Below are 20023 nucleotides of genomic sequence, written 5' to 3'. Positions count from 1 at the left end.
ATTCGTAGCCTATTGATTAAAAAGCTGTTCTACCGTTTTCATTGGTAAGAACATACGAATACGCCCATTATGTTCGCATAACACTTCAAAGCCGAACTTCGTATAGAACGCTTGAGCGGAATCTGTCAGACAGTCCACAACAATTGCGTATACCCTCATGTGATGATTCACTTCCCACAAGTACTTCAGCGCGCGAATTAGACTAACTTTTCCGAGCCCAGAGCCATGAAACTCTTTGTGCACAGCTAATTGAGCCAAAAGAAAAACAGGTATTGGATACCTAGGAAGTTTCTTTGCTAGTTGTGTCGGCAATGTTTCTCGACTGATTGAACTCGGTGCAACACTATAAAATGCACAAATAGCGAATTTTTGATTTAACAGTGGTTGAGCACTAGGTAAAACCATTGTTCGGCTAATACCTGCTTGCATGTGCTTTGCAGCTTGAATTTTAATAAATGTGTTTAGCTCTTGCTCACCACAGTCAAATGAGTCGCGGTCATGCTTTGATTTACTAAGTTCTACAAACTCTTTGCCCCAACTCACTTGATACCGCTCTTCTCTGTAAATTTAACAGCTTCAAGCAAAGCTTGATTCGGTGCTTTGACTTTATTACACGCAGCCATAAACTCGTCAAAAACACTGTCTTTAACCATAATACTTTCATGCTCCTCAATAACATGAGTCGCATTTTCATCCATAAGTTTCACCACATATTCAGTGAGACTTTTTAAACCAAGTAAAGCCGATGCTTTTTCGGCTTTTGCCTTGATCTCTTCATCAAGGCGGATATCTAAACGTGCCGTTGCCATAACCCCTCCTGCGTACGGATAGATTCCGTAAGATGAGAGATTATAGTCCAAACTTAAAGCACATTCAATTCGTACGGAAAGTTTACGGAGCTGGTGAGAATATAACGCCGCCATAAACGGCGCGAGCTTGCGATCGTAAGGTACCTGAGTCTACCACTTTAAACCATTGAAGTGTAAGGGTTTGCAGTAATCATTGTCCACATATCGACCACAACTGTTAGGACACAATAAAAAAACCTAACCTCATTTTGCTTGAAATGTTTTCATGGCTTGAATCAGACTGGTATAGAGTGATTCACTAACTCATTTTTGGACATAAACGTGCCAGAACTGATCTGGCTTGACACGAGTTTTGATCAAAGCGCGTGAGCATGAAGCTCAAGCAAAATGCCAGCGTGTTGCGCATGAAACTGACTAGGTAAATTTGATTCACTGACAGTTTTTGGTAGGTGAATTAGCTACTTGCTGTAAACTTTAATTATTAATAGTTGCTTTGAACTTACAGACTCCGCCTGATCCCCATTGAAGCGGCCGAGGGCGTTTGGCATAAATTGCGTGAGCGAGGTATGGATACCGAGCTAGCATCAGTCAAACATGGACGTGCGTCTGATGTGCTAGCGATTTAACCAATAAGACTGAGGGGCTTTCCGCTGAGTTGGGGCGTCAGGGTGGTTGCAAGGAGGGTAGGACGAGCAGTCCTCCTTGCCCGGGGGGGGGATGGAATCCCGCGACTTTATTTCAAACGAAGTTTGAACCTCAAGCGCTCATGTTGAGCCAACAACGATCAGGTCAGCAATCCCACGACTTTATTTCAAACGAAGTTTGAACCTCGGCTAGGCCAATTGCATCAATTCATAATGACTAGTCATTGAAATATTGATAAAAATCATACGATTTTTGAAAGCATAGATGATAGTATGCCCCCATTAGTCGGGGAGCCGTTAGGCTGAGATCTACTGCTAAGAGGGTGTAATCCTCTTAAGTCACATGAACCCGTTGAACCTGATTCAGTTAATACTGACGTAGGGAACTAATGGTCCTGTGACACACTCATTACGAGTCGTATCAACTAGGGATAGGTAGTAACTGCTTGGCGCTGATTCATGGCTTTCATGGTGATGCACAAGGCGATGCGTATAGTTAGCAAGGCTTGTTACCACTTATCTCACTTGGCTATTTTTCCTCTGCGTTAACGAGGAAATACTTATGCCTGCGTTAACCTCTAAAGCTCCTGCCACATCCATAGCTAACACCCCGATTGTTTTAACCATTGCCGGTTCCGACAGTGGTGGCGGTGCGGGAATTCAAGCGGATATTAAAGCGATTTCGGCCACCGGCAGTTATGCCTGCTCTGTGATTACGGCATTAACGGCGCAAAATACCCAAGGCGTGTCTGGCATTTACCCCATCAGCAGCGATTTTGTCGAGCAGCAATTAGATGCTGTGTTCACCGACCTTAATGTGGTTGCGGTTAAAGTGGGTATGCTCAGTGATGCCAACATTATTCGCTCTGTGGCCAAAAAACTCATTCAATACGCGCCGCGCTTTTTAGTGGTTGACCCTGTGATGGTAGCGACCAGTGGCGATCTGCTGCTGCAAAGTTCGGCCATCGATTGCCTTAAGGCTGAATTACTGCCGTTAGCGGATGTGATCACCCCTAACTTGCCAGAAGCCGCTGCCCTCATCAATAAGGACGTGCCAGCTAGCGAAACTGCTATGACAGCCATGATAAGTGAGCTGCGTGCATTAGGCGCTAAGTCAGTGTTACTTAAGGGCGGGCATTTAGAGCAAGATCAAAACAGCACAGATTTATTGATTTTAGCTGACGAGATTATTCGCTTATCGGCCGCGCGCATCAACACCCGCAACACCCATGGCACAGGTTGCACCTTATCGGCGGCCATCGCCTCTTACTTAGCCCAAGGCCATGATTTACCCGCGGCTGTCGCCCTTGGTAAAGATTATATTACCGCCGCGCTTATTCATGCCGATGAGCTCAATATTGGCCAAGGCCATGGGCCTGTGAATCACTTCTTTGGTTTGAAAGCCTAACGGCTTGTGTGCCAGTGACTCATGGCGTGATAGCCATGAGCGGTCGCTAGCTGTAATGGCAATGCTTGGTAATAGCCTTTGCCTTGCCGAGCTTTATTTTGCCAAGCCCGCTGGCGGTATTTAATAAGTTAATTCATCGGCATGAAGTGCTGCTCAGCCATTCTTGGGTGACGGCGCAAGAGATTTTACTGGGCTTAGCCTTAGGCTTATCTATGGGTTTGATATTTGCCCTGCAAATGCTGCTGTTTGAGCCACTGCGGCGCTGGTTACTGCCAATCTTGATTGCAAGCCAAGCCATACCTATGTTTGCCATAGCGCCAATTTTAATGCTGTGGTTAGGCTATGGTATAGCCTCCAAAGTAGTGATGGCGGCCATAATCATCTTTTTCCCGGTGACGACGTGTTGTTACGACGGCCTGCGTAATACCCCCACTGGGTATCTTGATTTAGCTAAAACCATGGGCGCCACAAAGTGGCAAGTATTAAGGCGTGTGCGCTTACCGGCCGCCTTGCCAGCACTAGCATCGGGAATACGGGTGGCCGTGGTGGTTGCGCCCATAGGTGCAGTGGTTGGTGAATGGGTAGGTTCCAGTGAAGGGCTAGGATATTTAATGCTGCAAGCCAATGCTCGCATGATGATAGATGAGATGTTCGCGGCCTTATTTATTCTCGCGGCGCTGTCGGTGAGCTTGTATTTTGTTGCCGATTTTTTGATTCAAAAACTCATCCCCTGGCAACAAGATAAATGATGATAAATGACTGTATAAGCAACTTTTTAAGCCAAGTTATAAGCAACTTTAGCCAAGCGTCTTGGCAGCAATAAACCCAAGTGAATTTACCTGCTAATGAGCAAGATATGAATGTGCAAAATACTAATGAGAAAAATGCAATAAAAAACACCCTAGTAAAATTCGCTCTTGTGGCGCTAATGGCAGGCTATGGCGCCGCGGCTAATGCCGCTGATAATTCCTTAACCTTAATGCTGGATTGGTTTGTGAATCCCAATCATGGCCCTGTGGTTATCGCCCAGCAAAAAGGCTATTTCAACGACGAAGGCTTAAGCGTCAAGATTCAAGAACCCGCAGACCCCAGCATGCCCGCTAAATTAGTGGCAGCCAATAACATCGACTTAGCCATATCTTACCAGCCCAATGTAACCATAGATGTTGCAGCTGGCTTGCCGTTAATTCGCGCCGCAACCCTTATCGCCACACCATTAAATGCCTTAATGGTGCTAGATAACGGCAAGATAAATTCACTGGCAGATTTAAAAGGTAAAACTATCGGCATTGCCATTGCGGGCAATGAAGAGGCGACAATTGGCACTATGTTAAGCCGGGCGGGTGTTGACTATAACCAAGTGAAAATTATCAATGTCGGCTGGGCATTATCATCGGCACTGGCCTCAGGCAAGGTCGATGCCATTTGGGGCGGCTTACGCAATTTTGAAACCAATCAATTGGCCTTAGAAGGCTATAAAGTTAAATCCTTCTTCCCTGAAGAGCACGGCGTGCCGCCATATGATGAGCTAGTGTTTGTGGCCAACGCTAACACCTATGATGCCAAAGCCATCAAAAAATTTACCCGCGCCCTTGAAAAGGCAACGCAATTTATTGTGAATCACCCCGAAGAGTCGTGGCAAACCTTTGTGTCTTACGCGCCCGATACGCTTAACAATGAGTTAAATAAACGCGCTTGGAATGACACGTTGACCCGCTTTGCGCTGCGCCCCGCGGCCATTGATTTAGCCCGTTACGATAATTTTGCCAAGTTCATGTATCAGCACCAGATCATTGCCAGCCTTCCTCAAGCGCAAAATTTTGTACCTGCGCTGTAATGGCAGCCCATGTTTATTAATTTGTAGAGAGTCAGTATGAAGTATCAAGATTTAGTCGCGGCCTGTTTAAGTGATTGGCGCGAATACACAGAGCACAGTTTCGTGCAGCAATTGGCGCAGGGCGAGTTGGCCCATGGTTCATTTTTGCATTACCTCAAACAAGATTTTTTGTTTTTAAAGCAATACACCCGCGCCTATGCGTTAGCCATTTATAAGGCGCGCACTTTAGATGAAATGCGCCTTGCCTTACCGAGCGTGCAAGCCTTGTTAAGCGCTGAAATTGCCCATCATGTGGCGTATTGCGCTAAGTGGGGCATAACAGAAGCGCAGATGGAAGCTGAGCCTGAAGCCTTTGGCACAGTCGCTTATACCCGCTTTGTGTTAGATACAGGAATGTCTGGGGATATCATTGATTTATACGCGGCATTGGCGCCGTGTGCTCTGGGCTATGGCGTGATTGGCGCGCAGTTACTCGCCTGTGATACCACTAAATTTGACGCTAATCCTTACGCCAATTGGATAAAAATGTATGGCGGCGAAGAGTTTCAAGCTGGGGTCGAAAGAAGCATGACTCAGCTAAATCACTTGCTGGCGGATATTGAACTTACGAGTCAGCGCGGTCAGCGCTTATGCCAGATATTTAAAACCGCGACCCGGATGGAAGTGGCATTTTGGCAGCAAGGCTTAGATAACGCTTAGCCTATTCATCATGATTAAAGCAAAAAGGAATAAGCATAATGATAATGAACACTCAAACGATTATTGAAGCCTTGGCCGCCTTGCGGGCGCACAAACCTCTGGTAGTGAACATCACCAATTACGTGGTGATGAACAATAGCGCCAATGCCTTATTGGCCATTGGCGCTTCGCCGATTATGGCCCACAGCCGCCACGAAATGGCTGAGATGATGAATATCGCAGGCGCCTTAGTAATTAATATCGGCACCTTAGATAGCCAGTGGATCCCAAGAATGCAGTTCGCAGTTGAGCAAGCCAATCAATATAACAAGGTGGTGGTGCTTGACCCTGTGGGCTGCGGCGCCAGTGTACTGCGCACCGACACGGCGCGGCTAATTGTCTCCGCCGCCAAGCGCTTAATTGTGCGTGCTAATGCCTCTGAAATTATTGCGCTGGCTGGCGATAACGCCCGCAGCAAAGGGGTTGATGCCCTTGATAGCAGTGATTCCGCCTTAGGCGCGGCGCGCTATATTAGTGAGCATTATCAATGCAGCGTTGTGATATCTGGCGCCACAGATTATGTGGTAACCGCCACTGCGACTTATCAGCTTAAAAATGGCCACGCCACGATGCCGAAAGTTACCGGCATGGGGTGCACTCATAGCGCCCTAACTGGCGCCTTTGCTGCCATAGGTGAATGCTCCGGCGTGGCTGCTACCGCCATTTTAGGGGTGGCAGGAGAGATAGCTGCAACTATGTCGGCAGGCCCTGGCAGTTTGCAGATGAATCTATTAGACGTGCTTTATCAGTTAGATGCGCAAACGCTGGCGCAGCACTTACAACTCACGCGTATCGATTAGCGGGTAAATCAGCCACTTTTCGGGGCACTTATTTTAGGCACTCATTTTAGGTACTTATGATGACGAACAACCCTTACCGTTTGTATTTAGTGACAGACGAACAGCAAGACATTACCACCTTATGCGAGCTAGTTAGCGCAGCCATCAAGGGCGGTGTGACTATGGTGCAAGTGCGTGAAAAACACGGCGATGTGCGCGCCTTTATTGAGCGCGCCGCCGCCATTAAGCAAGTGCTTAAGGGCAGCGGCGTGCCGCTTATCATTAACGATCGCGTGGACGTTGCTTTAGCCGTAAAAGCCGATGGCGTGCATTTAGGTCAATCGGATATGCCTGCCGCGCTGGCGCGCGCCTTAATCGGCCCCAAGATGATATTGGGCTTGTCGGTTGAAAATGACACTCAGCTTAGGGAGGCGCAGACGCTTCCTGTGGATTACCTCGGCATTAGCGCGATATTTGCAACCCCTACTAAGACCAACATCATTAACCAATGGGGCATTGCTGGCCTCACTCAGGCGGTCAATTCTAGTCAGTTGCCGCTGGTGGCCATTGGCGGTATTAATGAAGCTAATATTCAAGAAATAGCCGCGACAGGGGTAGATGGCATAGCGTTAGTCACAGCCATTTGTCATGCCAGCAACCCACAACAAGCCGCGGCTAAGCTAGTGGATTTGATGGGGGCTAAGGGTTAGATAAGCGTTAGTTCGGCATTGGCCTTAGGCTTGCACTTTTACTTTCTAAAGTAAGGTAAGGGTAAGCTAAGGCCAATGCGCTTATTCATATCGGTTAAGGTTTTTGGCATTGCTGACTGGCGGCGGGGAAATAGCGCTCAGTTTTCCAATCAAGGCACCAGACGTTATCTTGCCAGCGGTAGCGATAATGGCCATCAACCACCACCACTTGGGCATCAGTGCCTAAGCGCTCTAGGCCACGGGTTTGCGGGCTAAATGCGCGGGCAGGCTCTGTCATTACTGTGGGCGCTGGCACTGTAATAACTCCCACTTCTGGGCGCGGGCGCTGATAATTATCATAGGGGTTGCGATAGCTATTTCCCCAAGCATTGGAGGCGCGATAAGGGTAGCTATCATACTTGTCATAGGCGTTCCAATTACCATTATGCCAAGCGTTATTATTCCAGTTGCCATTGCCCCAGCCGTTATTACCCCATTGGTTATTGTTATTCCACAGACCTAAGCCACTGCCAATAATCCACGAACTACCAAAGCGACTAAAAGAGTGATTGTAATAAGGGGTATGGTTGAACGAGTTAAATCCACTGCGCCAATAGGAGTTATGCCTTACGGGCTCGCGCCAGCGATTGTCATAGCGATTATTGTAGCGCTGCCGATTGTAGTTGTTACTGTAATTATTGTTGTAATCATAGCTTTGCGGCCGATAATGCGGGCCTTGCTGCTCGATGCCAGCGCCTTGCTGCGCAGCATAAGCGACTTGTTGCACAGTTTGACTAGGCTGCTGACTCAAGGATGGGTTTTCGGCCAGCGCTGGGCTCATAACACTTAAGCTCACTAAGGTCGCAACACTTGCGACTGCAATCGCGCTACTTATCTTAATGCCAGTCAAGGCCAATAGCGGGCTCATGCTAACAGGGGGCTTAGCCTTATCTAGGGGATAGCAGGGGATTAAAGCGAACCAAGTAACCATGATGAGTCTCCCACTGAGTTGTTAATAAGTAGCGACTTTTAGCAAGCATAGCAGCTTGTTGTTTAACGCTTAACTATTAATTATGCCCAGCATTAATGCTATAGTCGCGCTATCAAGGCGAACGATAGCAGGGTTATATCCACATGAGTTTTAAGGATTTACGTAGTTTCATTGACCATTTAGAAGCCAATGGCGAACTTAAACGTATTAGTTATCCGGTTGATCCTCATTTGGAAATGACCGAGATCTGCGATCGAGTATTGCGCGCAGGTGGCCCAGCCATTTTGTTTGAGCATCCGAAAAACAGCAAGATGCCAGTGCTGGCCAACTTATTTGGCACGCCTAAGCGCGTGGCTATGGCCTTAGGTAAAGATGACCCGATTGCCCTGCGTGAAGTCGGTGAATTGCTGGCATTTTTAAAAGAACCTGAGCCGCCACGCGGCTTTAAAGATGCCATAGCTAAAATCCCTATGTTTAAGCAAGCCTTAAACATGCCGCCAAAAACTGTGCGTAACGCGCCTTGTCAGCAAGTCGTAATTACTGGCGATGACGTTGATTTAACTCAGTTACCTATTCAGCATTGCTGGCCGGGAGATGCAGCCCCCTTAGTGACTTGGGGACTGACTATCACTAAAGGGCCAAGACAAAAACGCCAGAATTTAGGGATTTATCGCCAGCAATTACTGGGTAAAAATAAGCTGATTATGCGCTGGTTATCCCATCGCGGCGGCGCCTTAGATTTTGCTGATTTTAAGCAGCAATTCCCCGGTGAAAAATATCCTGTGGTAGTCGCCTTAGGCAGCGATCCTGTGACTATTTTAGGCGCAGTCACTCCTGTGCCAGATACCATGAGCGAATATGCCTTTGCAGGTTTACTGCGTGGTGAGCGTACCGAAGTGGTTAAGGCATTAAGCTGCGACTTAGAAGTGCCAGCTACCAGTGAAATTATTCTTGAAGGTTATATCGACCCCGATGAATTAGCGGTTGAAGGCCCTTATGGCGATCACACTGGCTATTACAACGAAACCGATAAATTCCCTGTGTTTACTATTACCCATGTGACTCACAGACGCGATCCTATTTATCACAGCACTTATACCGGCCGTCCACCAGATGAGCCAGCTATGCTAGGCGTGGCATTAAATGAAGTATTTGTGCCGATTTTGCGTAAGCAATATCCTGAAATCGTAGATTTTTATTTGCCGCCAGAAGGCTGCTCTTATCGCATGGCCGTTATCTCCATTCGTAAGCAGTACCCTGGGCATGCCAAGCGCATCATGATGGGGGCTTGGTCTTTCTTACGTCAGTTTATGTATACCAAGTTTATTGTCATAGTGGATGACGATGTGGATTGCCGTAATTGGCAAGATGTCATTTGGGCCATTACTACCCGTATGGATCCTATTCGCGATACTGTGATGATAGATAACACGCCGATTGATTATTTGGATTTTGCATCACCGGTTGCGGGCCTTGGCTCGAAAATGGGATTAGATGCTACCAATAAATGGGCGGGTGAAACCGATCGCGAATGGGGCACGCCTATTGTCATGGATGACGCTGTAAAGCAAAAAGTCGATGACATTTGGGATGAGCTGGGCATAGATCCTCAGCCTACCTTATAATCACCCTATCAGGATGCAAATACCTCTCATTAATCAATGACACAAACCTTCGCAGAAAGGTAACAAGGAAAGCTCATGCAAACGATTCGCTGCCAAGTATTGGCTGTTACGCCTTTTAATGACTCAGTTTATCAAGTGAAACTGAAGCCAGATGTTGCCTGTGATTTTAAAGCGGGGCAGTACTTGCTGGTGAAAATGGATAAGAATGACAAGCGTGCCTTCTCTATTGGCAGTGCGCCTGGGCAAGATCATATTGAATTGCATATTGGCGCTGCTGAATCAGAAGCTTACCCAATGCAAGTGGTTGAGCGTTTAAAGACTAGCAGCCATATAGACATTGAAATGCCAGGCGGTGACGCCTTTTTACGTGAGCATAGCCAGCGCCCAAGATTATTGATTGCCGGCGGCACAGGTTTCTCTTATATCAAGAGCTTAGTGGAGCACATGATAGCTCTTGGCCAAAGCGTAGAAACTCAGTTGTACTGGGGTTGCCGCACTCAAGATGCCATGTATTTTGAATCTATCGCCAGACAGTGGCATCAAGATCATGCTTGGCTGCACTTTGTGCCTGTGATTGAAGATGCCCGCGAAGATTGGGGTGGCAAGCAAGGCAATTTGCTGGAGCAAATCAAATCAGATTTTATTAGCTTAATGGGATACGATATTTATATCGCTGGCCGTTTTGCTATGGTGGGCGCGGCTCGTGAGCAGTTTAGACAAATGGGCGTTGAAGAAGCGCACTTGTTTGGCGATGCGTTTGCGTTTATTAAATAAGCCGGCCTAAAGATAAAGAGTGCCATAGCTCTATGAGTTAGCACTCAAAAAAAGCGCCTTAAGCCATGAGCTTAGGGCGCTTTTTTTATATAAGTTCGAGCAAACATCCCGCCATAGATTAAACCGATTCGGTTTTTGTCTCTGGCGCAATCTCAGATGGCGTGTCTGAGGCATCTGCGGTTTCAGCTATTAAGGCTAAACGCTCACGTTCGGCTTTACTCACATAGTCAGACTTAGGGCGGCCATTAAGCTTGGCCTTTTTACGCTTGTCTTTAGCGATTAAGGTTTGGTTAATTTTCTTTTTACGATTCATGGGAGTTAGCGATTGAATGAGTACCTATGGCGGTGATTATACCTCAATCCTGACAGGGGGCGGCATGGCTGCTGCCATTGGCTTGAGTGTTAGCGTCATTATTTAGCGCCTGTATTAGTGTTAGCGACTTTGCAATTGCTTAACCGCGGCTTGCAGGCCGAGTTCATAGCCTTGGCTACCTAAGCCGCAAATCACGCCTACGGCCACATCCGATAAATAGGAATGATGACGAAACGGCTCGCGCGCATGCACATTGCTTAAATGGATTTCAATAAAAGGAATGGCCACCCCAAGCAGGGCATCACGCAGCGCCACACTGGTATGAGTAAAGGCGGCGGGATTAATCAAAATAAAGTCAGCATCAGTAGTGTGTATGGCATCCAGTAACTCATGCTCGGCATTAGACTGAAAATGGCTAAGGCTAACCCCGAGTTGGCAAGCCTGCTGCATCAAGGTCGTCACTATGCTATCTAAGCTCTGATGACCATATTTTTCAGGCTCACGTCGCCCCAGTAAATTAAGATTCGGGCCATTAAGCAGCAAAATTTTATACATTTGAGTTCCTTGTGATGAGCTTGCTTGCAAAAATTGTCATGGACTGGCTATGGGGTCAATCAAATTTTTTCTGTCTCAGTTGTTTCACTTGGCCGCGCTGGGTCTTGCTATCCATACGTTTGCGTTGGCTATTACGGCTGGCTTTCGTGGCTATACGCTTCTTTTGAGTAATCATCACGCTTTGCACTAAGGCAATAAATTGCTCTAGAGCCGTTTGCCGATTGGTGTCTTGGCTGCGGCTCTGCTGGCATTTAATGATGATTTTACCGCTTTGGGTAACGCGATGATCCCTAAGCACTAATAGCTTTTGTTGGTATTCTTCCGGTAAGGATGAGTCGGCAATTGAAAATATCAATTGCGCCGCCGTTGATACCTTATTGATATGTTGTCCACCGGCGCCACTGGCTCGTATAAATTGCCATTCGATTTCGTTATCCGAGAGGATGACGCGGTTTGAGATTTTGATCATGATCTAACCTAACTTAATTCAGTAACTAGTGAAGATGCTCACTAAATAAGTTAGCCGCCTTCATAGGTAATTGGCTATTATGGGCAAATTCGCCGGCAAGAGGTACTGATTTGCCTTATGCCGCAGATAAAATTCGACTTGGAGTGTGTTCATGTTGTGTCAAATCCCCGATGTATCCCCAGGCGTGTTGAGTTTATTTGTGAGTGGCCGTATTTCCGCTGCAGATTATCGTGAACGCTTGCAGCCATTAATGGTGAGTTATCAGGCGCAGCATGGCCGCATTGACTTGTATATTGAGGCCGACGTCTTACTTGAAGGCTGGGATAAATCGACCTTATTTGGCGCCGGCCAAGTGCAATTTGCCCCGTTTGATACCTTAGTTATGCTAGGCGGCCCAGATTGGGTGGGTAATGCATTGCAGTTATTTGGGCCGCTTATTCAAGGCCAAGTGGCTTGGTTTCCACTGCATCTTAAAGCTGATGCCCTCGATTTCCTCGCCCATAGACAAGAGTTAAGCCGTTAAATTTATGATACTTGTTGGTAGATAAAATCCTTAAACCTTTGGAGTGAATGATAATGACCAGAATAATAGCAGTCGTTATGGCCATGGTGTGGTTAGCGGCCTGTACGCCAGAAGTGGGCAGTAAAGCTTGGTGCGAACACATGGATAAAAAACCTAAAGGTGAGTGGACGGCAGATGAAGCCGGTAGCTATGCTAAGCACTGCGTCTTTGGCAATACCATTGATTGATAAAGCATAATGAGCCTTAGTGCTTAATGTTAAACCGCTAGGTTTTGCATGATTAACCGTGACGGATCACAAACTGATCACGGTTAATGTCAAGTTAGGTAAAATCGCTTGCTATCATTAATCAATGGCTTATGATTGCGCAGCTAATAAACTTAACTCACTGAAACAACAGGGCTGGTAGCTTGATATCCATTAGGATGTTACACCAATTAACATGCGCTTTGATCGCCATAGTGTTGCTGCAATTTGTCGCAACCAATAGTGGTGCTCATCAGTTGCATCTTGATGTTGGTGTCGCCGCTGATGAAAACTCGCACCCCCACTTGCAATTTGTCGCCCCTGTTTTAGTCACTGAGTTGTGCGTTCAATGCCAATGTAATACTGATGATGGCGCGCCGCGTGTTGCTTCAGAATTAACTTTCTTGAGCCATGAACACCAAAGCGTTGAATGGCAATCCTTTGATTTATGTCTTGATTGCCAATGTCATGGCGGCGCCGTGAGTTTATTATCTTTCTTGCCGCAATTGGCAACATCCCCCATTGAAGCCTTATTACCAGCCGCTAACTTAGGCGCAGTATTAGTGGCTAGCACCACCTTATATCGTCCTCCCATCGTTTAATTCCTGAGTGTTACTTGTTCGCTGTATTCGCATTAGCGACTGAAAACAAATAAGAATTTTTCTTATGGTTTTCGCGCATGCCGTTTTACAGCCTTTGAAGTTACTTTTTGGAAATAACCATGAAAAAATCCATTATTGCCTCCATGGTGCTGGGCTTCGGGCTAATTGCGCCCACGCTCAGTGCTGCTCAATTGGAGACAGAGGCTAGCTTTGAGCGTCAAGCTCAAGCGCATTGGTGGCCGCAGCTACAGACTATTATTGCCGCACTGCCACAAATGCACGCGCAAACTTCGCTGTTAAATCAGCAGCGTTACGCCGTAGAAGCAGCCAATCAAGCCATTTATAATCCCGAGCTTGATGTGAGCTATCAAAATGCCACTGAAGATACCTATGGCATAGGCCTGAGCCAGACCATAGATTGGGGCGATAAGCGCGGCAGCGCGACAGCCTTGGCGCAATTAAGCCTGCAGCAAGCTGAATTACAACAGCAATTAACTCAAGATCAATTATTGGCATCAGCCTTAACGGCGATAGTGGCCCAAGATATTGCCACTAAAGAATATACCTTTGCCAAGCAGCAATTGGAGCATGCCCAAAAGCAATTAGAGATTGGCCGTAAGCGTGTGGATGTGGGGGATTTACCCCAAGTGGCACTGCAGCAGTTATCCCTTGAACTGGCCAGTATTAGCGCTGAATTTGCCTTGGCAGAGCAGGCGCAGTTAACGGCGATGAGTGAAGTGTTAGGGTTACTGGGGCAAGAGCTGACGCTCACTGATTTTATGAAAGAAGTCAGTGTAGCGAGCTCACAAACCGTGGATGCCCGTTTACCTGCGCTGCAAGTGGCCTATTTGCAAGTGCGTCAAAGTCGTCTATTGCAAGATGTAGTACGCAGCACCACCAGCGTTGACCCAACCGTTAGCGTTAATGCGGAGCGCGAAGGCAGCGAGAATAAATTTGGGGTGGGCATTTCTATTCCACTGCAAATTCGCAACAGCTACCGCGCCGAAACCGCAGCCTCAGTTGAAGCTGTGATATTAGCAGAGCAAGAGTATTTAGTGATTGAGCGACAAATGCAGCAAGGCTATCAGCTCTTTAGCACAAGCGTGCCTAAGTTGTTAGCGCGCTACCATGATTGGCGCGAGCTGGTGTATCGCTCGGGCTCCGAAGTGGCCAATTCTTTAGGTCAGCAGTGGCGCAGTGGTGATTTAGCCACAGGTGAATACCTGCAAAGTCAGAGGCAATTAGCCAGTAGCTATCAAGTAGGTTTGCAATTAGAGCAAGCCATTTATAGCCAATGGATTAATTGGATGGCCCAAAGTGGTCAATTATCTCAATGGTTTGAACAGGCTTACAGCCAGTCTCAAGTAACTGCTTCCACATCTTCGGTGACACGCTCATGATTACTACTTCTCTTAATAATTTTCCGCGCATTTCAGCCATTACTTTGGCATTAACCTTAGTGTGGGCCGCGCCGCTGCAAGCCGGCCCTGATCATGATCACGATGAACCCGCAAGCCAAGGGTCAAGCGTTGTGGACGCGCCCAATAACGCTGCGGTCGCGACGTTAACGTCTGTGGATAGCGCATCAAAAGACGCCGCTGAAGATGATCACGAAGAAGGCCTGCATTTATCGCCAGCGCAAATGGCGTTAGCTGGTATTGAGCTGATGCCACTCAAAGACAGTCGCTTTAACTTAGAAGCGGTAGCGACAGCGAGCTTAATTGTCGATCGCGATCAAACTATAGTGTTAGCGCCTGAACTTGCGGTGCGGGTGCAAGAGCGCCATGTAGCGCCCGGTCAGCAAGTGACTCAAGGTCAGCCATTATTAACCTTGGGCGGCGCCGCAGTAGCGCAAGCTCAAGCTGAGTTTGTTAATGCCAGTGCTGAATGGCGCCGAGTGAAAGCTATGGATAATTCAGCCGTGAGCGCGAGTCGGCGTTTATTGGCCGAAGTGGATGCTGAGCTTAAGCGCGCTATCTTGTTTTCGCTTCAGATGACGCCAGAGCAGATTAACGCGTTAGCGACGCAGCCTAAAAATATCGGTGAGTTCCAATTATTAGCGCCCATTGATGGCCGGGTGCAGCAAGATGTGGCCCAGCGCGGTCAGGTATTTACTGGCGGCGAAGCCTTGATGCAACTGACCAATGAGTCGAGCCTATGGGTGGAAGCTCAAGTGACCCCAGCGCAATCAGCGGGTTTAAGCGTGGGCAGTGAAGCCTTAGTGCGAGTGAATGATAAGTTACTACCAGCAACCATTATTGGCCGCTCCCATTTACTCGATAACGTAACGCGCACTGAGCAAGTGTTAGCGCGTATGGATAACCCCGGCCATGTGCTTCATGCCGGGCAATTTGCCGAGCTCTATTTAACCACCTCAGAGCAAATGGGCTTAGTGCTGCCAGATACGGCATTAACTCGCTCTAGCGATGGTCACTGGCAAGTGTTTGTGGCCAAAGGCGATGCCTTTGAAGCGGTTGAAGTGACAGTGAGTCACAGACAGCGCGGTATGAATCTGGTTACTGGCATGCCGAGTGAAGGCGATGTGGTGATTGCAGGCGCATTTTTCTTAGCCTCTGAACAAGCCAAGTCTGGCTTTGATATTCATAACCACTGAGACCTGACCTATGTTAGCTAATATTATTGAAGCGACCATTCGCCAGCGCTTGCTGGTGATTATGGCGCTGCTGGCAGCAATTGTTGCTAGCGCTTTTATCTTGCCACAACTGGATTTAGACGCGTTTCCTGACGTGACTAATGTGCAGGTGACAGTGAATACCGCGGCCGAAGGCTTAGCCGCCGAAGAAGTCGAAAAACTCATTACTTATCCGGTTGAAGCGGCCATGTACGCTTTACCATCGGTAACAGAAGTGCGCTCGTTATCGCGCACCGGCTTATCGATAGTGACTGTGGTGTTTAGTGAGGGCACAGATATTTATTTTGCGCGCCAGCAAGTGTTTGAAATACTTCAGCAAGCAAAAGAGATGATCCCATCTGGCGTCGGCGTGCCTGAAATCGGCCCTAATACCTCAGGCTTAGGTCAGATTTATCAATACGTGCTCAGGGCTGATAAAGATGCTGGCGTAAGCAGTGATGAGTTAAGAAGTCTCAATGACTACTTAGTAAAGCTGCTATTAATGCCTGTTGGCGGCGTTACCGATGTTTTATCCTTTGGTGGTCATGTCCGTCAATATCAAGTGCAAGTTGACCCGAATAAACTGCTGGGTTTTGGCTTAGATTTAAGCCAAGTCACGGCGGCGTTAGAGAGCAATAACCGCAATGCTGGTGGCTGGTTTATGGACCAAGGCCAAGAGCAATTAGTCGTACGTGGCTATGGCATGTTGCCAAGCGGCGATGAAGGTCTTAGCGCCATTGCTTCCATTCCGTTAACTCAGTTTCAGGGCACGCCAGTTAGCATAGGTGATATTGCCAAGATAGATTACGGCAGTGAAATCCGCGTCGGCGCCGTGACTATGTCGCGCCGCACTGATGATGGCGTTGAAAACTTAGGGGAAGTGGTTGCTGGCGTCGTGCTTAAGCGCATGGGCGATAATACCAAGGTGACTATTGATGAAATCAACGCGCGCTTACCGTTAATTCAGCAGTCGTTACCTAAAGGCGTGCATTTTGAGGTGTTTTACGATCAATCCGACTTAGTGACTCAAGCTGTGTCGACTGTGATTGAAGCCTTGTTGATGGCCTTTGTGTTCATCTTGATTGTCTTGCTGTTTTTCTTAACCAATATCCGCGCTACTGCCTTGGTATTACTGTCGATTCCAGTGTCTATTGGTTTGGCATTAATGCTGATGTCGTATTTTGATATGTCGGCCAACTTAATGTCACTTGGCGGCTTAGCTATCGCCATTGGTATGCTGGTGGACGGCTCAGTGGTGATGGTTGAAAACATCTTTAAGCATTTAAGCCGCGACTCTAACGCTACCGTAATGACTAAAGTGGCTGCGGCCGCCAAAGAAGTGTGCCGACCTATCTTCTTTGCCAGCTTAATCATTATGCTAGTGTTTGCGCCTTTGTTTTCACTAGAAGGGGTGGAAGGCAAATTGTTCCAGCCAATGGCGGTCAGTATTATTCTTGCCATGGCTTCCGCCTTAATAGTGTCACTGCTTATGGTGCCAGCCTTAGCTGTGTACTTATTTAATTCCGGAGTAAAGGTTCGCCATAACCCTATGTTAGCAGGGCTTGAAGCGACTTATCGCCGCCTGTTAGTGGCCACATTAGCCGCGCCTAAGCGAGTGTTAATTACGGCGTTAAGTCTATTTATTCTGACCATGCTGTTATTGCCGCGCCTTGGCACTGAATTTGTGCCTGAGTTAGAAGAAGGCACCATTAACTTGCGAGTGACCTTAGCGCCAACCGCCAGTTTAGGCACGGCCATCGACGTAGCCCCTAAACTTGAGGCCATTTTGCTTGAGTTCCCTGAAGTGGAATATGCCTTAAGCCGCATTGGCGCCCCTGAGCTTGGCGGCGATCCAGAGCCTGTGAGCAACATAGAAATCTACATTGGTTTAAAGCCAGTGTCTGAGTGGACATCGGCCAGCGATCGCTTTGAGTTACAACACTTGATGCAAGAGCGTTTAGCCGTGTATCCAGGCTTGTTACTGACGTTCTCGCAACCCATTGCTACCCGAGTGGATGAATTGCTCTCAGGGGTAAAAGCGCAGCTCGCGATTAAGCTGTTTGGCCCAGATTTGGATGTGTTATCAGCCAAAGGTCAGCAGTTATCTGAGCTAGTCGCTGGCATTGAAGGTGCTGTGGATGTGTCATTGGAGCAAGTGAGTGGTGAAGCTCAGCTGGTTGTGCGTCCGTATCGCGATCGTTTAGCTCGCTATGGCATAAGTGTCGATCAAGTCATGACCTTAGTGAGTGAAGGCATTGGCGGCGTCAGTGCTGGTCAAGTGATTGAAGGTAACGCGAGATACGATATTCAAGTGCGCTTAGCTGAGCAATATCGTAACTCCCCGGATGTGCTGGAAGACTTACTGCTAACCGGTACCAGCGGCGCTAAAGTGCGCTTAGGCGAAGTTGCCAGCGTTGCCGTTGAAATGGCGCCTCCGAATATTCGCCGTGATGATGTGCAGCGCCGCGTGGTAGTGCAAGCTAACGTCTCTGGCCGTGATATGGGCTCAGTGGTCAATGATATTTACGCCATAGTGCCACAAGCGGATTTACCGCCAGGCTATACCGTCATGGTGGGTGGTCAGTATGAAAACCAGCAAAGAGCGCAGCAAAAGCTGATGCTGGTGGTGCCGATTTCCGTGGCCTTGATTGCCTTGCTGCTGTTCTTCTCATTTGGTAGCGGTAAGCAAGCGGCGTTAATCATGGCTAACGTGCCATTGGCGCTCATCGGCGGGGTATTAGCCTTGTATTTAAGTGGCACCTATTTATCTGTGCCAAGCTCCATCGGTTTTATTACCTTATTTGGCGTAGCTGTCCTTAATGGCGTGGTGTTGGTGGATGCCATTAATCAGCGTCTTGCGACCGGTGAGTCTTTAGATAGCGCTGTGCTTGAAGGCACAGTAGGGCGTTTGCGCCCAGTATTAATGACGGCCTTAACCTCAGCATTAGGATTAATCCCTATCTTAATGTCATCAGGCATAGGTAGTGAGATTCAGCAGCCTTTAGCTGTGGTAGTGATTGGCGGCTTATTTAGCTCGACCGCGTTAACTTTGCTGGTGTTGCCAGCCTTGTATCGCGCCGCGCATCAAGGGCTAGCTCGCCCTGAATAACTGCGCGAAATGAAAACTTAAGCGTTATGAAAAATGCAGCCCAATGGCTGCATTTTTTTATGTTTCTTATTTTATAACAGCTTTGAAGCAGCGTTAAAACAGCGGCTTAATGCTGAATTTTTGCTGAGTGACAGCCTCATGAAACTCATCGGCCAACTGCTGGCTTTGAGCCACACTTTGACGCCAGTAACGCAGACGCGTGGCCGTATCTAGCTGACTAAAATCAGTGCGATCTGGCAGCTTATGCAATGGTAAACGCTCAATAAATTCACGGCTTGGCGCTAGCACTAAGGCCCTATCAAACGTCTTGGCATGGCGACGCCACGGCAGGGATTTATCAAACCAGCCAGGGCTCATATGCGAATAAAAATGCGGGTACAAGGTTAAGCCTTCGGCAAGTGCTAGCTTGAGCTTAAAGTGATAATCACTGATGCCGCCATCAAAATACTGGCCAGCAGGCAGATGCTTAATGCCGCGCACGCCATCAAGCAATAACGGAATACTGCCGCTTGCCAGCAATACTTGATTGAGGTTATCGCTGTGGTAATGGGCTTGAATACTATTGAGATCATCCACTTGGCTAAAGGCTTGATACTCTTGCTGCGGCGGGCTAACTAGCACTCGCTCAAAACTGTGATTAAGGAGGCGGCGATGCACAAGGTTAGTCATGGCCGCAAAGCTTAAGCCTAATGCCTGCAAGCTTTTATGGCGACTAGCATTAAAATGCTTAGCGCGGCACACCACAATATGATGGTGAATATACGGGTTATTGATGATTTCAGATGCGCCATTATCACCAAGGAAATGACTGACTAACGAGTTAACCTTGCAAGTGACTTCCTGCCTACTTGGGCGCGCGCTATAACTTTGGTCGATATAAGCATCCACTAGGCGATTATAGGCACTGCGGCTATCGTTTTGCGCTAAACAGGCTAAGCGCCACGCGCCCGATGATGAGCCTAAGGTGTGCAGCGGCGTTGTTCTGTCATTAAAAAAGTCACTAAAAAGATAATCATCTAACTTGGCCAAACCTAAAAATTTTGGGCCACCAGAGGCTGCCAGCATTTGGCTAAATAACTGTGGCTGCAATCCTTGCTCACGCAACTGAGTTAAGGCACTTGGGCCTGCGAGTAACTGTAATCCTGCCACTAGGCTTTCCTGTATGAGTTAAATGAAATCGCGCGGCTGTGATTAACTATCAACAAGGGCCGCCTTAACTTAGTCACTAAGTGCAAGAGATTATAGGAATTGTGTGGCGCTGGCGATAATGGGGTTGTGGTA

The 20023-nt window shown here is 47.7% G+C and carries 21 protein-coding genes and 1 riboswitch; of the genes, 14 read left to right on the top strand and 7 right to left on the bottom strand.

The features are described from left to right. Positions 1 to 9: 9 nt before the first annotated feature. Positions 10 to 543, bottom strand: a complete 534-nt coding sequence (locus AC1HDP_RS11215; protein ID WP_479638839.1) for a GNAT family N-acetyltransferase — start codon at positions 541 to 543, stop codon at positions 10 to 12. After that, positions 540 to 809: a type II toxin-antitoxin system TacA family antitoxin gene (locus tag AC1HDP_RS11210; protein WP_479638838.1), complete on the bottom strand. Its 270-nt coding sequence runs from the start codon at positions 807 to 809 to the stop codon at positions 540 to 542. Before AC1HDP_RS11210 ends, AC1HDP_RS11215 begins: the two co-directional genes overlap by 4 nt. Before the next feature lie 921 nt (positions 810 to 1730). Continuing rightward, positions 1731 to 1855, top strand: a riboswitch (TPP riboswitch). A 160-nt stretch (positions 1856 to 2015) separates the two neighbouring features. On the opposite strand from AC1HDP_RS11210, the gene thiD reads away from it, so the two are divergent. The 6 genes from thiD (at position 2016) to thiE (ending at position 6925) form a co-directional block, all read left to right on the top strand. Next, the gene (gene thiD, locus AC1HDP_RS11205; RefSeq protein WP_479638837.1) at positions 2016 to 2861 is read left to right on the top strand and encodes a bifunctional hydroxymethylpyrimidine kinase/phosphomethylpyrimidine kinase; all 846 of its coding nucleotides are present in this window, start codon (positions 2016 to 2018) and stop codon (positions 2859 to 2861) included. Between the two features lie 65 nt (positions 2862 to 2926). Further along, complete coding sequence (locus tag AC1HDP_RS11200) at positions 2927 to 3610, top strand: ABC transporter permease (protein ID WP_479638836.1); 684 nt, start codon at positions 2927 to 2929, stop codon at positions 3608 to 3610. 107 nt (positions 3611 to 3717) lie between these two features. After that, the gene (locus AC1HDP_RS11195) at positions 3718 to 4698 is read left to right on the top strand and encodes an ABC transporter substrate-binding protein (protein WP_479638835.1); all 981 of its coding nucleotides are present in this window, start codon (positions 3718 to 3720) and stop codon (positions 4696 to 4698) included. 36 nt (positions 4699 to 4734) lie between these two features. Next, positions 4735 to 5397 carry a thiaminase II gene (tenA, locus tag AC1HDP_RS11190; RefSeq protein WP_479638834.1) on the top strand — a complete coding sequence of 221 codons (663 nt, stop codon included), beginning with the start codon at positions 4735 to 4737 and terminating at the stop codon, positions 5395 to 5397. A gap of 38 nt (positions 5398 to 5435) precedes the next feature. Then, complete coding sequence (thiM, locus tag AC1HDP_RS11185) at positions 5436 to 6236, top strand: hydroxyethylthiazole kinase (RefSeq protein ID WP_479638833.1); 801 nt, start codon at positions 5436 to 5438, stop codon at positions 6234 to 6236. A gap of 56 nt (positions 6237 to 6292) precedes the next feature. Next, positions 6293 to 6925 carry a thiamine phosphate synthase gene (thiE, locus tag AC1HDP_RS11180; protein WP_479638832.1) on the top strand — a complete coding sequence of 211 codons (633 nt, stop codon included), beginning with the start codon at positions 6293 to 6295 and terminating at the stop codon, positions 6923 to 6925. Between the two features lie 94 nt (positions 6926 to 7019). Here the strand turns inward: thiE and AC1HDP_RS11175 are convergent, their stop codons facing one another. Next, positions 7020 to 7895 carry a hypothetical protein gene (locus AC1HDP_RS11175; protein WP_479638831.1) on the bottom strand — a complete coding sequence of 292 codons (876 nt, stop codon included), beginning with the start codon at positions 7893 to 7895 and terminating at the stop codon, positions 7020 to 7022. Positions 7896 to 8038: 143 nt separating this feature from the next. Between AC1HDP_RS11175 and ubiD the strand changes: the two genes are divergently transcribed. Both ubiD and fre read left to right on the top strand, forming a co-directional pair. Beyond that, complete coding sequence (gene ubiD / locus AC1HDP_RS11170; RefSeq protein WP_140933788.1) at positions 8039 to 9520, top strand: 4-hydroxy-3-polyprenylbenzoate decarboxylase; 1482 nt, start codon at positions 8039 to 8041, stop codon at positions 9518 to 9520. 75 nt (positions 9521 to 9595) lie between these two features. Further along, complete coding sequence (gene fre / locus AC1HDP_RS11165; protein WP_479638830.1) at positions 9596 to 10294, top strand: NAD(P)H-flavin reductase; 699 nt, start codon at positions 9596 to 9598, stop codon at positions 10292 to 10294. A 118-nt stretch (positions 10295 to 10412) separates the two neighbouring features. Here the strand turns inward: fre and AC1HDP_RS11160 are convergent, their stop codons facing one another. From AC1HDP_RS11160 to arfB, 3 genes are all read right to left on the bottom strand, one after another. Beyond that, a complete protein-coding gene (locus AC1HDP_RS11160; RefSeq protein ID WP_479638829.1) occupies positions 10413 to 10607 on the bottom strand; it encodes a DUF2986 domain-containing protein in 195 nt (64 codons plus the stop codon). A 120-nt stretch (positions 10608 to 10727) separates the two neighbouring features. Next, positions 10728 to 11162 carry a type II 3-dehydroquinate dehydratase gene (aroQ, locus tag AC1HDP_RS11155; protein ID WP_140933785.1) on the bottom strand — a complete coding sequence of 145 codons (435 nt, stop codon included), beginning with the start codon at positions 11160 to 11162 and terminating at the stop codon, positions 10728 to 10730. A 55-nt stretch (positions 11163 to 11217) separates the two neighbouring features. Then, positions 11218 to 11631 carry an alternative ribosome rescue aminoacyl-tRNA hydrolase ArfB gene (gene arfB / locus AC1HDP_RS11150; protein ID WP_479638828.1) on the bottom strand — a complete coding sequence of 138 codons (414 nt, stop codon included), beginning with the start codon at positions 11629 to 11631 and terminating at the stop codon, positions 11218 to 11220. Between the two features lie 151 nt (positions 11632 to 11782). Between arfB and AC1HDP_RS11145 the strand changes: the two genes are divergently transcribed. The 6 genes from AC1HDP_RS11145 to AC1HDP_RS11120 all read left to right on the top strand — a co-directional run bounded on the left by AC1HDP_RS11145 (position 11783) and on the right by AC1HDP_RS11120 (position 18742). Continuing rightward, on the top strand, positions 11783 to 12154 hold the full coding sequence (locus AC1HDP_RS11145; RefSeq protein ID WP_140933783.1) for a SpoIIAA family protein: 372 nt from the start codon (positions 11783 to 11785) through the stop codon (positions 12152 to 12154). Between the two features lie 53 nt (positions 12155 to 12207). Then, a complete protein-coding gene (locus tag AC1HDP_RS11140; RefSeq protein WP_479638827.1) occupies positions 12208 to 12381 on the top strand; it encodes a DUF3012 domain-containing protein in 174 nt (57 codons plus the stop codon). A 233-nt stretch (positions 12382 to 12614) separates the two neighbouring features. Beyond that, complete coding sequence (locus AC1HDP_RS11135; protein ID WP_479638826.1) at positions 12615 to 13001, top strand: hypothetical protein; 387 nt, start codon at positions 12615 to 12617, stop codon at positions 12999 to 13001. A 119-nt stretch (positions 13002 to 13120) separates the two neighbouring features. Next, complete coding sequence (locus tag AC1HDP_RS11130) at positions 13121 to 14401, top strand: TolC family protein (RefSeq protein ID WP_479638825.1); 1281 nt, start codon at positions 13121 to 13123, stop codon at positions 14399 to 14401. Further along, a complete protein-coding gene (locus AC1HDP_RS11125) occupies positions 14398 to 15615 on the top strand; it encodes an efflux RND transporter periplasmic adaptor subunit (protein ID WP_479638824.1) in 1218 nt (405 codons plus the stop codon). Before AC1HDP_RS11130 ends, AC1HDP_RS11125 begins: the two co-directional genes overlap by 4 nt. Before the next feature lie 10 nt (positions 15616 to 15625). Beyond that, positions 15626 to 18742 (top strand): efflux RND transporter permease subunit, encoded by a 3117-nt coding sequence (locus AC1HDP_RS11120; protein WP_479638823.1) that lies wholly within the window; start codon positions 15626 to 15628, stop codon positions 18740 to 18742. Between the two features lie 93 nt (positions 18743 to 18835). Here the strand turns inward: AC1HDP_RS11120 and AC1HDP_RS11115 are convergent, their stop codons facing one another. Further along, on the bottom strand, positions 18836 to 19891 hold the full coding sequence (locus AC1HDP_RS11115; RefSeq protein ID WP_479638822.1) for an alpha/beta hydrolase: 1056 nt from the start codon (positions 19889 to 19891) through the stop codon (positions 18836 to 18838). Positions 19892 to 20023 lie beyond the last annotated feature (132 nt).

The sequence above is a fragment of the Shewanella sp. ISS20 genome (genome assembly GCF_056522965.1).
Note: the sequence above shows the minus strand (reverse complement) of the source record. Positions and strands in the feature narration are given on the sequence as shown.